The organism is Streptomyces sp. NPDC018947 (assembly GCF_044390505.1).
In the GTDB taxonomy this organism is placed as follows: domain Bacteria; phylum Actinomycetota; class Actinomycetes; order Streptomycetales; family Streptomycetaceae; genus Streptomyces.
In genome coordinates this window covers 154,336-168,274 of record NZ_JBIRZD010000019.1, presented here as the reverse complement: position 1 = coordinate 168,274, position 13,939 = coordinate 154,336, and the positions used below count along the sequence as shown (strand labels likewise).

Below are 13,939 nucleotides of genomic sequence, written 5' to 3'. Positions count from 1 at the left end.
CCCGCGGAGCGGGTACCCCATCGCTGCGCGATGGGCAAGTGAACACCCGTGCTGCGCACGGGTGTTGCGCTCCCGCTCCGCGCTCGCGCTGCTGGCCGCTGCGCGGCCAGCTCACCTGCCTTGCTGCGCAAGGCAGGTGACGCTCCGTTCGCTGCGCTCCCGGAGCTGCGGGGACAAGTCCCCGCTAGGTGGCCTCCGCTGCGCTCCAGCCACCGGCCGTGCCCGCTGCGCGGGAACGGCCAACGGGCCTGCGGCCCTGGCAGCGAGGGGAGAGGGTGGCCGGGGTCGGTGACCTTGCATCAGGTGATGCAATATGTAGCTTTGGTAGAACCAGGCCACTCCCGTGCTTCAAAGCGCAGGCCCAGACTGATTCTGGAGACAGCACGCGCCCCCGCTGCTCCGGAGCGGAACAACACAACAGGCCCGACGAGGAATGGGAACGCCTAGCTCTGAGCCTTTAGCCCGTGACGCCGCTTGCGGCTTCCGGTCCCCGTTCTGGGCCCAGATCGAGCCCAGTTCCCCCACTCCCAGCGCGGCGGCTCCGGCCGACGCGCAAGCAGAATCCAGGCCGCCCGATCCCCGAGGCCGCCGCTCGCACCGCGCCCGCCCGCCTCACTCATCCTTCAACCCTTCGGGGACAAGTGGCAGCAGAGGGGATGTCAGCTCCCCGACCATGCGCTATCACGCTTCTGACCTGGCGTTATGTTAAGGCCGGCCATTGGGGGGTGCAACACCCACCGCAACCTCTAGTGCAACGTCCTGACGCAACATCAGGCGCAACACGCTGCGCAACAGGGCTTCCCTTCCCGCCCCAGACACACTATTATTTGAAGTCCTGGGGGAGGCGACCCCCGGGAACCGCAGAAGACCAACGAAGGGGAAAACGTGGAAATCCAGATCACTGAGGGAATCGTCCGCCGCGTTCACGGCGGACAGGACGCGCCCATGACCGGTCTGGCGATTCAGGCCCGGACCATCGCCAATTTCCTGCCTCTTTCTTGCGTGCGAGTTGGGGCGAACATCGTGCACAACTCGGACGCGAATTACACCGGGATTCGCTTCGACACCAAGGTTGGCCCGGTCGTTCTGGAAATGCCGTCGGACGAAGGCCCGTACCGGCTCGTTCACGAGCTGATCGAGCCGGACGAGCAGGGCCGGACCGAAGTCGAGATGCGCCGCTTCCCGCAGATCTACAAGCCGCGCGGAGTCGCCCACATCACGGCTGAGTTCCTGCGCACTCGCGGCTTCCTGAGGTAACCCGCCCGGGGGCGCCCCGCTGGGGCGCCCCCCTCCACCCGGCAAGCGTCGAGACGAGGAGGGGAAGTCATGGAGAGCACGCGAATCGCGGAGCAGGCCGAGGAGACCGGAGCGCCGCTCACGGCAGCAGAGGAAGAGCAGGCCGGTTACGCCCTGCGGGAGCTGACCACCAAGCCGGGGGACGCGGATACAGCACTTGTGTCGCGTGAGTGGCTGACACTGGTGCAGCCGTTCTTCGAGCTGGGCTGGGCAATGGGTGTTCGTACCGGGAGCACCGGGTTTGCCATGGTGGGTGTGCCCGTGGACGGTGCCACCGTGGCCCATGCGTTCGCGCAGTTGAACGGGGAGCGGGCGGCAGACCTCTTGGCCCGTGGTCTGGAAGACCCGCAGAATGCCGGACCGTCGATCTGGCAGCGAGTGCGCTACCACGGCAGTCTGACGCAGGCTCACGGTACCTACTGGGTCAGTGCCATCCACGCTCATGGTGACCCGGTGAGCATGGTGCCGACGCTGCGGTACGACCTGTGCGAGTTGCAGGGTGAGACGCCGGTGCCCGTGGTCAGCAACGTGCGGCGGGTGAGCCTGACCCCGTTGGGCGAGTGGTTGACCGCCCTCTAAAAGGGCAGGTCAGGGGCGGGTTCACACACACCCAAAACACACTATTATTGAGGTTGTCTGGGGGGCGGTGGCCCCGCCCCCCGGGGCCGCAGAAACCAACAACGAAGGGGAAACACCGCATGACTCAGCAGTTCGCCGAACGCGCCACGGACGTTGCCCCCACCGGCGCCCGCAACGCCCAGCTTTCCGACCTGGTCCGCATCCTGGACGACCAGCAGCGTCACAAGCTGGACGTGATCGCCCCCGCGTCCGCTCTGCGCCTGCGTGAAGGCAACGTGCACGTGCAGGGTGTGGAGTCCCTGATCACAGAGGACGGAGTGACGGAGGTGGACGGCGTCTACCGGCCCACCGCCGTGGCCGACGAGGGAATTGCCGACAAGCTCCGCATCCCGCTCGCCTACCTGCGCCGCATGCGCACCGGCAACGTCCCGCTGCTGGACGAGAACGTGAACGCGTGGCTGCGCCAGGAGCCGGAGCGCCGTTTCATGCTCCGCGCGTTCCGTGGCGAGGGAGGGCCGGGCAGGCCGGCCGAAGGGGTGGCCCGTGCGCTGCTGTCCGACAGCTACAAGCTCATGGACAACTTCGATCTGCTGCTGGCCGCTCTGGACGGGGTGAAGCAGTCCGGGCACCCCACCCGGGTGACCGGCTGTGACCTGACCGACCGGCGGATGTATGTACGCGTGGAGTCCGAAGCGGTCGCCGTCCAGGCCCGCGAGCTGCTGCGCGGCTACCGCTCCCCGTTCGACGGCCGCAGCGGTGACGAACTGCCGATGATCTCCGCCGGTTTCGTCATCACCAACAGCGAGGTAGGAGCGGGGGCGTACTCGATCACCCCGCGCGCGGTCATCCAGGTATGCCGCAACGGCCTGACCATGAGCAAGGACGTCATGCGCGCCGTGCACCTGGGAGGCAAGCAGGACGAAGGCATCATTTCCTGGTCCGGTCAGACCCAGCGCAAGACGCTGGAGCTGATCACGTCCAAGACCACCGACGCCGTGCGCACCTTCCTGTCACGGGAGTACGTCGAGGCGAAGCTGTCCGAGATGGAGGACGCGGCCGGTAAGAGGCTGGCCGAGCCGACGAAGACCATCGAGCACGTGACCAAGACGCTCAGCATCGGAGCCGAGGCCAAGGACATGATCCTTGCTCACTTCGTCCAGGGCGGGCAGATGACGGCCGGAGGCGTCATGAACGCCGTCACGTCGGCCGCCCAGACCCTCACCGATGCCGACCAGGCCGCCGCCCTGGAGGCACTCGCCGTGCCCGCCCTCACGGCAGCCGCCGCGCACGGCTGACAGACCCCCGTGCGGGCCGGGTCCCCTCCCCCCTGCCCGGCCCGCACGGGACCCCGCGCCACCGGGCGCGCAGCGCCCCACCCGAGAAGGGAGCGCGCAGCGCGCCCGCCCCGCCCCCTGCGGACCGCGCAGCGGCCCGCCAGCCGTCCCCGAAGCGCAGCGCAGGGGACCGCCTCACTCACCGGCGCGCGCAGCGCGCCGCCCCCTGCTCCGGGCGCAGCCCGGAGCACCCCGCTGCGCGGGAGTCAGAGAGCAACGCCCCGGCCAACCACCGAAGCAAGGAGTGATGCGCCATGTCCGCTCGCCCGGCACTGGTGCGCCCCGACGATGTCGCCATCGCCGCCGCCGCGCGCTGTACCCTGCGTGCGCTTGCGACGCTGTTTCGGGCACTCGGCGACGGCGAGCACACGCTCAGCCTCGTGATCGACCGTGCCGACGACGTCATGATTCCCGCCCGTGCCGATGTCTCCGTCGGCAACGCCCCCGCACGGCTGGCCGTGCTGGACGAGGACGAGTTCCAGTCCCTGTGCACGCTGGTGACATTTGCGCTGGAGGGCAGCACCGTACGCCGCGCCGTCCTGGTGGCCACCACCGCCGCCGAGCCGCAGCCCCGTGCATGCGGCTGGACCGTGCGGGACGGGTGGCTGCACCCCATGGACACCGCCGAGCTGCGCCGCGCCGTCATCCCGTGCCCCGGCGCCAACGCCGTTCACCGCCAGGTCTACGACGCCCCGAACCTGCCTCAGAACGCCGATAACGACGAGGAGAATCCTCGTGCCTGACGCACCCGCCGTCACCGCCACCGGCCACTGCACCAACACGACACCCGTGCCCGGCACCATCCGCACGGTCAACGCCGCGAACACCGGTCCCAAGTTCTTCCACCTCCACGGCCGTCGCTACGGCATGTGCCCGTGCGGCAAAGAGGTGTCCCTGACCGAACGGGACAACCTCCGCCGGCACAAGCCGCCGCAGGCGTAGCCCGCAACTGCCGCCCGCCCCTCCCCGGGGACGGGCGGCCTACCCGGCCAGGTGCTCACTGGCCGAGTGCCTGCCGCCCGTCGCTCGCCCTTTCCCCTTCAGCAAGCGACGGGCGGCGGGCAAGCCCCTCCCCGCAGTTCCCGCTCACAGGACACCCGCCGGGCGGTGTCACCGCACCGGCCGCGCCACCCACCGCCCGTCCCGGCCAGCCCGAAAGCGCACACTGAGCGAAAGGCCCAGCCGCACATGGACACCACCATCAGCTGCGAACTGCACCTGCGCCTGATTCTGTCGAGTGACTCTTCACTGCCCGTCCGGACGAGTCTGCGGTACGACACGGCCGACCCGTACGCCGTCCATGCCGCCTTCCACACCGGAGCCGAGGAGACCGTGGACTGGGTGTTCGCCCGCGAGTCTCTCGCCGAAGGCCTCCACCGCCCCGCCGGGATCGGTGACGTCCAGATCTGGCCGTGCCGCAGTCGTGGCCTGGACGTCGTGTGTATCGCCCTGGCCTCCGAGGAGGGCGAGGCACTGTTTCACGCCCCGGCGCGAGTCTTGAAAGGCTTCCTGGAGCGCACGGCCGCCGTCGTGCCGCCCGGCACCGAGCACGGTCACCTGTGCCTCGACGAGGAGCTTTCGCGCCTGTTGGCGGAGAGCTAGGCGAGACCCGCACGCACGCCGGTGCCGTCGCCTCGGGTGACGGCACCGGCCCCGAGCGACCACACGCCCCGAGCCCTTCTCACCGGCCCCGGCACCTGCCGGGGTCCCTCCCGAAGCCACCGCGAACGCCCAGGAGGCACCGCCCGTGAACCGCGACAGCCTGACCGTCGAGACCCCCGCAGGCACCGTGCACGCCACCGCCGGCCCCCGCCGAGGTGACGCCGTCGTGTTCGAGCTGGGCGGCGCGATGCGCGGCAGCGTGCACGTCACCGGCACGCACCACCCCCGGCACTGGGACCGGTTCACCGCCGTCCGCGCCTGTCTCGGCCCCGTCAACGCGTACCAGACCACCGCCCCCGACGACGCGCTGCCCCGCCTGACCCGCGGCCACACCGGCTACCGAGGAAGCCTCACGCTGTACAGCGACGTCGTCAGCCGCCCCGAGGTGTCGGTCTACCCGATGGAGACTGCCGCCGGTCACGAGCCGTCCCAGAAGACGGCCGCGACGCTCACCGCCGTCCTGCGTGCCTGCGCCGAGCACGTCATGCAGCGCGAGGACCTGCCCGCCATCCTCACCGCCTCCCGGCAGCGGGACACCCCCGCCCTGCTGCGCTTCCTCGACTGGTCGGTCACCCACCATCAAGCCGAAGCCGCACGCCTTGAAGCGGAAGCCAGGGCTACCCGTTCCGCCCGGCGCGTGGCCGTGGCCGCTTGGTGGAGGGCTGCGCGCTGGTTCACCGCCTCCCCGCACCCGGTGCTGCTGGTGATGCTGGCCGACTACCACGGCTCCCTGTCCCGCGACGTCTCCGTGATGGAATGGTTGGCCCCCTACTGCCTGACCGCTGCCGGTCGCGAACACGACCAGGCCCACCGTGTCCGGACCGAGGCCGCCTGCCTACGAAACCAGCAGCTTCGCCGGCGAACCCGGGATCAGAACTTGGTCAGCAGCCCCTGAATTAGAGAACCCGCAGGTCAGGGGTGGGTTCACACCCAACAGAAAGACACTATTATTAGCAATGCGAGAGGGGGCGCCCCTCCTCCGGCCCGCCCCCTCTTGCACCCTCCGCGGCCCAGATCACCGCCCGACAGGAGACAGACCGCCCATGCGCTGGCTGATGACCCTGGGAGAACGCTCCCGCCCCGACCTTCCCCGCTTCGCCGAGATCCCCGCCCTCCACCAGGCCCGCGCGCTGGCCCTGGTCGACGACTTCGACCGCCTCTTCCTCATCCTGCGGAAATGGCGTCAGGCGTACGGCGACGAGCTGACCGCCTGGGCCGTGCAGGTCGAGGTCGACGACGTGACCGATCTCCCCGCCCGACTCGTCGGCGCGTGGGAGGAGGAGGGCGACCTCCTCCGTCTCGACACCGAACGCGGCGGATACGTGCGGGTGGCCGACTACCGCGACATTCCCGTGCGCGCGGCCATCAGCGCCCGTACCGATCTGCCCGTGTGGACCACCGCCGAGTGAAAGGACCTGCCCTGTGGCCACTTTCACCCACGCCACCCCCGAACGCTGCGCCCAGCTCAGCAGCGCCCTCACCGCCGCCGGCCTCACCTGGAGCGACAACGGCCAGCAAGGCGACCCCCGGTTCCTGACCTACACCGTCACCGACCCCCACGGCCGCATGTGGCGGATCGGCCCCGCCACCAACTTCCAGGCCTCCCCCTCCAGTCCGGGGCGGATCTGGGAGGCAAGCTGCCCCGCACTGATGACCACCACACGCGTCCTGTCCGCCCGCCAGGTGGCCGCGCACATCCGCGGCGTCCAGGCATGAGCAGCCCACCGCCACCGTTCCGCCCCGAAGACTTCGCAGAACGCTGCGAGAGCTGCGGCGCCTTGCCGGGGCAGTTCTGCCACGCCTGGTGCGACACCGGATACACCGCTGCCGACGCCCGCGCCGACGCCGAGCGTCGTGACTCCCAGAACGACACCACCCGCAGGAGTGAGGGGCCGACGTGCCGCATGAGTTGACCACCCAGGAACAGTTCGACGCGTTCGCGGCCGAAGTGGCGCGCGAACTGGGCACGCACTGCCGTACGGCCGCGCTGCCCGCGGACGGGCGCGGGCGGGCGCGGCTCATCATCGATGACGACGGCCGCGCGCTGCGCCTGTTCCAGCCGGACCGCAGGCGCCCCGAGCGGCTGAAGGTCTACGCCGCACTGCCGGAGGAGGCCGAGGTGGTGGCGCCGTCGATCGGAGTCACGGCGAGCAGCGCCCGGCATGTGGCGCGCGAGATCGCCAGGCGGCTGTATCCGCTGCACGCCGAGGCCGCACAGCACGCGGCAGACATCACCGCCCTGCGGCAGGCGGAAGAAGACGCCCGCCGCGCGGCGGCTGAGGCCGTGACCCGCGCGCTCCCCGGCGCCCTGGTCCAGGAGCAGCACCGGCGCACCCTGATCGAGTGGCAGCGCGAGGCCGGGCCGCAGGGCGAGTGCGGTCCCGTCCAGGTCGACCTTGTGTGGGCCGTCGTCGGCGCGTCCGGGACGTCCGTGCGGCTCGAGGTGTCCAGCCGTCCCGACACGGTGATCTCCATGCTCGCGGCTTTCGCCCGGGCCCACGAAAGGGGCTGAACATGGACCCGTCGCCACAGCGCCCGTTCTTCGTCATCGGTCAGTGGTCCGGCGCAGGCATTGAGGTCTGGGCAGTGCAGGAGGCGCCGCGTGACGATGGCGAGCGGTCCGAGAGGTGGGAGGAGTACTGCCTGGACGCAGAGGAGGCATTCGGCAGCGTCGAGGTGGTCTATGCCGCCAGCGCCGGAGAGGCCGCGGTGAACGCGCGCATCGAGGCGGTACAGACTGCCGCGAGGATCCGCCGCGATCTGGCCTCCGCCGGCCGGAATGCCGCTCCGCGAACCCGCAGGTCAGAGGTGGGTTCACACAATCGCATATCACACTATTATTAGTAGTGAGTTCGAGGCCGCCGCCTGGCGGCACTCCGCTTCCCCCCTCCTCTCCGTCTCCAGTTCCCAGAGTTGCCATGCTGCGAGCGCTGCGCCGTGCCCTGCGACCGGCCCGTCTGCGTATCCCCGCCCGCCGCTTCACGGCCGGGATCGCGGCACTGCCGCCCACCGCCCGCGACGCGTTCGACACCGACGCCACCGCTGCGGAGGCCATCGCCTACAACCGCAGCCGCGTGGCCACCGCGACGGCCGTCGCCCTCTACAGCAGCGGGCACGCGCTGCCGGTGCCCGACGACCACCTGGACGACGCCGTGCGCGCCCTGGACTTCCCGTACTCGGCCCCGAGCCCGGAGACCCGTGCCGCCATCCGTGCCGCCCTGGCCGTCCTGGAGGCCGACTACACGGTCACCGTCGCCCACTGACTCTGCCCACGCCGACCTGCGGGCCGCCCGTCACCGGGTGGCCCGCAGAGGAAGGAGCCCCGGTGTTCCTGGTCACTCCCGACCGAACCTACGGCCTGGTGGCCGCCCCCCGCGCCCCGGAAGACCTCACCCCCGGCACCGAAGAGGCCCTCACCGCCCAGAACTTCACCTGGAACAGTGAGATCGAGGCCTACACCCGCCCGACCGGCCACGACCCCGAGGGCGTGGATCGCACCGCCGGCACGCTGCGGGGGCTCGGCCACTTCGTCCTGCTCTCCTACACGCCGTCGCCCGTGGGCCGACCTCAGCGCCCGGGCCAGGCAGGGCCCCGCCCCCTCCCTCCGGGCCGAGGAGACCGCCCGTGAAGCCCCTGGAACTTGCCGAACTGTTGACTGCCCCGGCCGAGCATCCGGTCCGGGAGGCGCTGCGTGAACTCGCCCCCAGGGAGCTGGACGCGCTGGTCATCGAAGCGCTGGCGGCCACCGAGGAGGCGTGGCGGCAGGTGGTGGTGAGCCGGGTCAAGGCTTTCGCGGCCGGGCAGCCCGGCAGCGGACGCCCGGCAGTGGCCGCCTACTTCACCGCCACGGAACGCCGCGCGGCCGAAGGCATGCACCTGGGCTGGAGCCCCTTCGTCGCCGCCCTCTCAGGCACTGAGGCCGTTCCGGATCTCCGGCCCGCCCGGACCACGGTGACCGCCGTGCCTGTGGGGGAAGCCGCGCTGGCGGAAGAGATCTTCGCCGACCCGGAACTGGCCGCCGCGCTCAACCGGCTCGCGGCACTGGACCCGCCCGGCCACGGGGACATCCTGCGTGTCCACCTCCCCACCCGCGCGGTCACCCGCATCAGCCGCTGACCGCCGGTCCGTGCGGACGTCTTGGCGTCCGCACGGGCCGGGGCGGCAGCCGGCCAGCAGTCCGTCCGCCCCCAGGGGTCACCGGGCGGACAGAGCGACAAGCAGCGCGCTCGGCATTTGTGCAGGTCAGGTGGTGTCTACCCCTCACTCAGAAAGTCACTATTATTTGAAGTGTTGCGGGGTTGGACCCCGCCCGTTCGCCATCAAGGCAAGGAGAAGGAGAGCCATATGGCCACCGCCGTCTCACCCCAGACCGACGCCCCCGGCGCGCACGAGGACGCCACGCCGCAGATCGTCCAGCTCGACCCGCAGCTCCTGGTGCGCGACACGTGCAACGCACGCGAGCACGACACCGAACCCGACGAAAAGCTCATCGCCTCCGTCAAGGAACTCGGCGTCGAGGAGCCCATCAGCGTCCGGCCCCTGCCCGACGGCACCTACGCGGTCTTCAAGGGCTGGCGGCGCGCCCAGGCTGCGCAGGCCGCCAACGCCTCAGCCGAGCAGGACGGCCGTCCCGTACGCTTGGTCAACGCCTACGTGCGCGAGGACCTGATCGGCCGCGACGGCTGGACTCGGCTCCTGTCCCTGGTCGAGAACGACCACCGCGAGAGCATGAGCGAACGGGACACCCTGCGCGCGCAGGAACTCGCCCTGATCGACATGAACGACGTCGACCGTCGCACGGCCGCCAAGGCCCTCGGGGTGGGGCGGAGCGCGGCCAAGCAGGCCAAGGCGGCGCAGAAGCTGGACGACGCCGCGCTGCGCCGGGCGGCAGCCGGGGGCATGGACCTGGAGCAGACCGCCCAGCTCGCCGAGGTCCAGGACGTGCGCGGCGCCGAGCACCGGCTGCTGCGTGCGCTCCAGCGCGACCAGGAGAAGGGCAACGGCGGGCGCGGCCACTGGGGCCAGGAGCTGGCGCTGCTGCGCGCCGAGCAGACCGATGCCGCCGCCCGTGCCAAGGCCCTTGCAGAGCTGGAGGCTGCGGGCATCCCGCTGGTGAAGGGGCCGCTCTACGGGCAGAAGGACCCCTCGCACCCGCTGTCCGAACTCACCACGGCCCTGGGCAACCCGCTCACCGAGGACAGCCACAAGGGCTGCCCCGGCCACAGCGCCCGGCTGGACGACGAGCACCAGCCCGTCTGGTACTGCGCCAACCCGGCTGAGCACGGCCACAAGGTTCGCCCGAAGCCGAAGAAGCCGCGCACGGAGCAGGACGAGAAGGCGGCGGAGGAGCGCCGGAAGGTCATCGCCTGCAACCGGGCGTGGAAGGCCGCTGCGGGGCCGCGCCAGGACTTCGTCACCCGCCTGGTGCGGATGAAGACGCTGCCGGAAGCGGCCCGTGTCTTCGCGCAAGAGGTCCTGCTGACCCTCCCGTACTACTACAGCTCGTGGGTCGACAAGCACGAGTCGGAGGCCGTCGCGCGCTTCCTGGGACTCAAGGACCCCGAGAAGGCCGACCTGACGGAGACGGCGGCGCAGCTTCCCAAGGCCCGTGTCGTCAACGCGATGTTCGCGCACGTCGCCGCCGCGTGCGAGTACGGCATCCGCGAGCCGAAGACGTGGTCGCACCTCACGCCCTGGCAGGCCCGTTACCTGCTGCTGCTGGAGTCTCTCGGCCAGGCCGACAACGGCAGCTACCAGCTCTCCGAGGTCGAGCAGCAGGCCGTGACCGGCCACCGCCCCGACGCCGCCGCCTGACCTTCGTCCCCCCTTCTTCCCGAAGCCTCCGGCCGGGCACACCCGGTGCCCGGCCGGTCATCCCCCTCCCGTCAGAGAGGAAGAACCACCATGTCCATCGGTATCGACGACGTGTGCGCCTTCATCGGACAGCTGCCCGACGCGGCAGCCGTCGCGCAGGTGCAGGAGGCCGCCGCCCGGCGGCTCGGCGAACTGGACAGGTCCGCCCACGACAGCATCGTGGCCGGTCGCCGGGCCCGCATCACCGACTCCCTGCGCCCGGCGTGCCTGCGCCGCCTGACCGGCACCGTGCAGGAGCGCAACCGCACCGGCACGCGTGCGGGCTTCCTGCTGGACGAGGAGTCCACCCGGCTGCTGCGCACCGACCCGCGAAACCGCTACCGCATCCCCGAGGGAGCCAGGCGGTTCCGGCTGCCCGGCAACGGCGTCCCCCTCTCCTGCCTGGAGCTCATCGAGGACTGAGCGCCCCCTGCACCGCCGGGCAGGGCAGAGCAACGCGGCCCCGCCCTGCCCGGCGGCCGACAGCCGCCAGAGTGCGGCCTTCCCTTCACCAGACCGTTCCACAGATCAGAGGCGACCATGGTCATCTCTCCCAGCACCGTTGCAGCCGCCCGGACCTACGCGAGCGCCATGAGCGGCGCACCCCTGCCCCAGCCCTCGCCCGCCGATGCGGACAGCCGCTCGATGGAACCGGCACACGAAGCGGCCTACTACTTGAGCATGGGGGAAACGTTCCGCATCCTCACCCGTCCCGGTGAGCAGGCCAGGCCAGACGTGAAGGAACTGAGCACGGCGGTGCGGGCGGTATCCGGCGGCGGTATCTGGTACCGCCGTGGCGAAGAGGCGGCCCGCCGGATCATCGCCTCCGACCAGCGCATCCGGCATCTTCCCCAGGACCCCGACCAGCTATGGGCGCTGCTGGCCGACGTGCTCCAGGCCCTGGACCTGCTGGGCGAGGCCCCGCAACTGGACGGCAGCAACCTGCGGCGCCACCTGCCCGGCCGCCCGGCGGCGATCCGCCGCACCGACCCGACCGGAGGCTGGGGCCCCGTGCGCGTGAAGTGGAGCCCGGACGGCGCCTGCCGCTGGACAGACCTCCGCCACGGCAGTTGGCAGTGGCCCAGCCAGACGGCCGAACCCGCCGCGCCGGCCCTGACACCACCACGCGACTGACCGCCTCCCCCACCGGCAGACCCGTCCTGCCCTCCACTCGGCTGACCAGACCGGCGCGGGGCGGGACCGCCTCTCCAGGCGGCCCCGCCCCGCCTCCCCGGCCCCGTCCATGACAGGTGACGAAAGCGAGGCGCCCCGTCATGCCCTACTCAGCGCCAGTGCCCGAGGAGCGGGCACGAACACCGATTCTGGTGATCAGCGACAGCACCGACGACGATCCGATCGGACTCCTTCCCTCCCCCATCCCCCTGCGGCGCCTGCCCTCCCCGCTGTTCAGCACCGAGGAGTACCGGCTTGCCCCGCTCGCCCTCCTGGACGACCGCTCCTACACCGCCTTCACACTGCGCCACATGCCCCAGCGCCCCGGCCTGATCCTCACGCTCGCCACGCGGGCGACGACACGGTCCACCCCCGGGCCGCGGCCATCGGTGCCGAAGCCGTCCTCCACGCCGGACAGGACCCGGCCTGGCTGCACCTGCGCCTGCACGAAGCGACCAACTGCCGCTACGCCCGCTGGGAGGACCTCCTGACCGGCCCGCCCCCACCGCCCGGCAGCTGACCCGGCCGCCCCGACCCTGTGATCCGGAGGAACCAATGCACTCCATACCCCAACGCTGTGCGCGCCGGCCGCTGTCGGGCGGTCTGGTCGTGCCGTGGGTGTCCCTGGTCCACGGCGGCCACGCCGCCTTCGGCAGCCTCGACGCCGGCCGGGCCCGCACGGCCATCCTGCGGTGCTTGTGCCAGATCTGCGGCCAGGCTCTGCAAGAGCGGTGCTACCTGATCGTCCGCCCGGCCGACGCCGCCCGCGGCCGCTCCCCCGAACCGGCGCTGCACCCCGAATGCCTGCCGTATGCCGCCGCGCACTGCCCCATGCTCAACGGCACGGCCACCCACTACCGCCACCGCCCCGTCCTGGCCACCCACCCCGCCGGACGGCCCTGCACCGATCCGTCCTGCCCCTGCCCGTCCCGCTCTCCCAACGAGGACCATCCCGCGCGCAGCGGCAGCCCCGCCGACCGCTACGAGGCTTGGATGATCCGCACCCGCACCTACCTCCCGGTCTATGCACCCGACCGGACCGATGTGCCCATCGGCATCAGCATCGCTGTGCCGGTCCTGCGCCGGCGCCTCCTGCGCACAGCGGTCCTCACCCCCGAGCAGCAGCGGCTGATGGACCTGTGGCACGCCCTCATGGGCGAGTCCTGATGCCCTCCCGGTCCCCGTACTGCACGAAGGAGCCTTCTGTGCTGATCAAACCGAACCCGGCCACGCCCGAAGGGCAGGCCATCATCGAACTGGCCGATCTGATGGACGGCCTCCAGGAACGCACCGGCGAATGGCCGGGCGCGGATGCCTGCACCATCCTCGGTGAGTGGCTGAGCCGTTTCAGCTTCGAGTCCTCGAAGGACGCCGCCGCACAGGCGACCGGCCGCGCGTGGGTGCTGCGCCGTTGGGACCGGCACAGCGACGAGCTGACGCTGTGGTCCGATGAAGCGTCCGCCCTGGCCGCACTGGCGCAGCACGCACGCAGTTGCTGGGACGACGTGGCGGGCAAGAACGGTGCGCCCTACCGTCCTCCCGCCGACGACCGGACGGCTGTGGACGTCTATTACGGCCCGGTGGAGGACCGGTGCGACGAGGACTATACGCTGCGCGCGTACGACGTCCTCCGTCATGAGGACGCTTCCCGCATCCTCAGTCTCAAAGACGCCCAGGCCTGCACGGAGGCCAACCGTGCGGCGGTGTTCCACCCGATGAAGGGACCCGACGACGAAGGCCTGCCGTGCATCGAGATCTCCGGGGTCCTCGTGTTCGCCTACCTCGACGCCGGCACAGAGGCCGTGCGGGTCTCCGTCCACTTGGACACCGCGGACGAGCATCTGGCCCTGGCCGACGGCACGGTCCCGGTACAGGTCGACGTCGAGGACGCCACGGTGTTCACCCATCCCGCTGCACCGCCGGCGCCGCCGGTGTCCGAGCGGAGGGCCCTCCTCGGGTGGCTCGCCCGTCTCGCCGCGCGGCCCGCCCGGGTGCGGCGGCAGGGGGGTTGACCCACACGAGACACACTATTATTTGCATAG

At 71.1% G+C, this 13,939-nt stretch carries 20 protein-coding genes; all 20 read left to right on the top strand.

The features are described from left to right. The first annotated feature begins 885 nt into the window (after window positions 1-885). The 20 genes from ACH499_RS30460 (at window position 886) to ACH499_RS30365 (ending at window position 13,909) form a co-directional block, all read left to right on the top strand. Window positions 886-1,257: a hypothetical protein gene (locus ACH499_RS30460; RefSeq protein WP_399019876.1), complete on the top strand. Its 372-nt coding sequence runs from the start codon at window positions 886-888 to the stop codon at window positions 1,255-1,257. A gap of 69 nt (window positions 1,258-1,326) precedes the next feature. Then, window positions 1,327-1,875 carry a hypothetical protein gene (locus ACH499_RS30455; RefSeq protein WP_399019874.1) on the top strand — a complete coding sequence of 183 codons (549 nt, stop codon included), beginning with the start codon at window positions 1,327-1,329 and terminating at the stop codon, window positions 1,873-1,875. 119 nt (window positions 1,876-1,994) lie between these two features. After that, entirely contained in the window at window positions 1,995-3,170 is a 1,176-nt protein-coding gene (locus tag ACH499_RS30450) for a DUF932 domain-containing protein (RefSeq protein ID WP_356207024.1), read from the top strand. A gap of 293 nt (window positions 3,171-3,463) precedes the next feature. Then, window positions 3,464-3,952: a hypothetical protein gene (locus ACH499_RS30445; protein ID WP_356207022.1), complete on the top strand. Its 489-nt coding sequence runs from the start codon at window positions 3,464-3,466 to the stop codon at window positions 3,950-3,952. Next, entirely contained in the window at window positions 3,945-4,151 is a 207-nt protein-coding gene (locus ACH499_RS30440; RefSeq protein ID WP_399019871.1) for a hypothetical protein, read from the top strand. Before ACH499_RS30445 ends, ACH499_RS30440 begins: the two co-directional genes overlap by 8 nt. Before the next feature lie 246 nt (window positions 4,152-4,397). Continuing rightward, window positions 4,398-4,811 (top strand): SsgA family sporulation/cell division regulator, encoded by a 414-nt coding sequence (locus tag ACH499_RS30435; protein WP_399019869.1) that lies wholly within the window; start codon window positions 4,398-4,400, stop codon window positions 4,809-4,811. Window positions 4,812-4,956: 145 nt separating this feature from the next. Beyond that, entirely contained in the window at window positions 4,957-5,766 is an 810-nt protein-coding gene (locus ACH499_RS30430; RefSeq protein ID WP_399019867.1) for a hypothetical protein, read from the top strand. A 148-nt stretch (window positions 5,767-5,914) separates the two neighbouring features. Further along, complete coding sequence (locus ACH499_RS30425) at window positions 5,915-6,280, top strand: hypothetical protein (RefSeq protein ID WP_399019865.1); 366 nt, start codon at window positions 5,915-5,917, stop codon at window positions 6,278-6,280. A gap of 13 nt (window positions 6,281-6,293) precedes the next feature. Continuing rightward, a complete protein-coding gene (locus ACH499_RS30420; RefSeq protein WP_399019863.1) occupies window positions 6,294-6,587 on the top strand; it encodes a hypothetical protein in 294 nt (97 codons plus the stop codon). 181 nt (window positions 6,588-6,768) lie between these two features. Beyond that, window positions 6,769-7,383, top strand: a complete 615-nt coding sequence (locus ACH499_RS30415) for a hypothetical protein (RefSeq protein WP_399019861.1) — start codon at window positions 6,769-6,771, stop codon at window positions 7,381-7,383. Window positions 7,384-7,385: 2 nt separating this feature from the next. Next, on the top strand, window positions 7,386-7,715 hold the full coding sequence (locus ACH499_RS30410; RefSeq protein WP_399019859.1) for a hypothetical protein: 330 nt from the start codon (window positions 7,386-7,388) through the stop codon (window positions 7,713-7,715). A 74-nt stretch (window positions 7,716-7,789) separates the two neighbouring features. Then, window positions 7,790-8,134, top strand: a complete 345-nt coding sequence (locus ACH499_RS30405) for a hypothetical protein (RefSeq protein WP_399019857.1) — start codon at window positions 7,790-7,792, stop codon at window positions 8,132-8,134. Window positions 8,135-8,196: 62 nt separating this feature from the next. Next, a complete protein-coding gene (locus ACH499_RS30400; RefSeq protein ID WP_399019855.1) occupies window positions 8,197-8,499 on the top strand; it encodes a hypothetical protein in 303 nt (100 codons plus the stop codon). Further along, window positions 8,496-8,987 (top strand): hypothetical protein, encoded by a 492-nt coding sequence (locus ACH499_RS30395; protein WP_399019853.1) that lies wholly within the window; start codon window positions 8,496-8,498, stop codon window positions 8,985-8,987. Before ACH499_RS30400 ends, ACH499_RS30395 begins: the two co-directional genes overlap by 4 nt. A gap of 228 nt (window positions 8,988-9,215) precedes the next feature. Further along, window positions 9,216-10,685 (top strand): ParB/RepB/Spo0J family partition protein, encoded by a 1,470-nt coding sequence (locus ACH499_RS30390; RefSeq protein WP_399019851.1) that lies wholly within the window; start codon window positions 9,216-9,218, stop codon window positions 10,683-10,685. 90 nt (window positions 10,686-10,775) lie between these two features. Continuing rightward, entirely contained in the window at window positions 10,776-11,147 is a 372-nt protein-coding gene (locus ACH499_RS30385; RefSeq protein WP_399019849.1) for a hypothetical protein, read from the top strand. Window positions 11,148-11,315: 168 nt separating this feature from the next. Beyond that, complete coding sequence (locus ACH499_RS30380; protein ID WP_399019847.1) at window positions 11,316-11,858, top strand: hypothetical protein; 543 nt, start codon at window positions 11,316-11,318, stop codon at window positions 11,856-11,858. A gap of 191 nt (window positions 11,859-12,049) precedes the next feature. Next, window positions 12,050-12,388 (top strand): hypothetical protein, encoded by a 339-nt coding sequence (locus ACH499_RS30375; RefSeq protein ID WP_399019845.1) that lies wholly within the window; start codon window positions 12,050-12,052, stop codon window positions 12,386-12,388. Between the two features lie 64 nt (window positions 12,389-12,452). Next, window positions 12,453-13,064 carry a cell envelope biogenesis protein OmpA gene (locus tag ACH499_RS30370; RefSeq protein ID WP_399019843.1) on the top strand — a complete coding sequence of 204 codons (612 nt, stop codon included), beginning with the start codon at window positions 12,453-12,455 and terminating at the stop codon, window positions 13,062-13,064. A 38-nt stretch (window positions 13,065-13,102) separates the two neighbouring features. Next, window positions 13,103-13,909, top strand: coding sequence for a hypothetical protein (locus ACH499_RS30365; RefSeq protein WP_399019841.1), 807 nt, complete (start codon window positions 13,103-13,105; stop codon window positions 13,907-13,909). Window positions 13,910-13,939 lie beyond the last annotated feature (30 nt).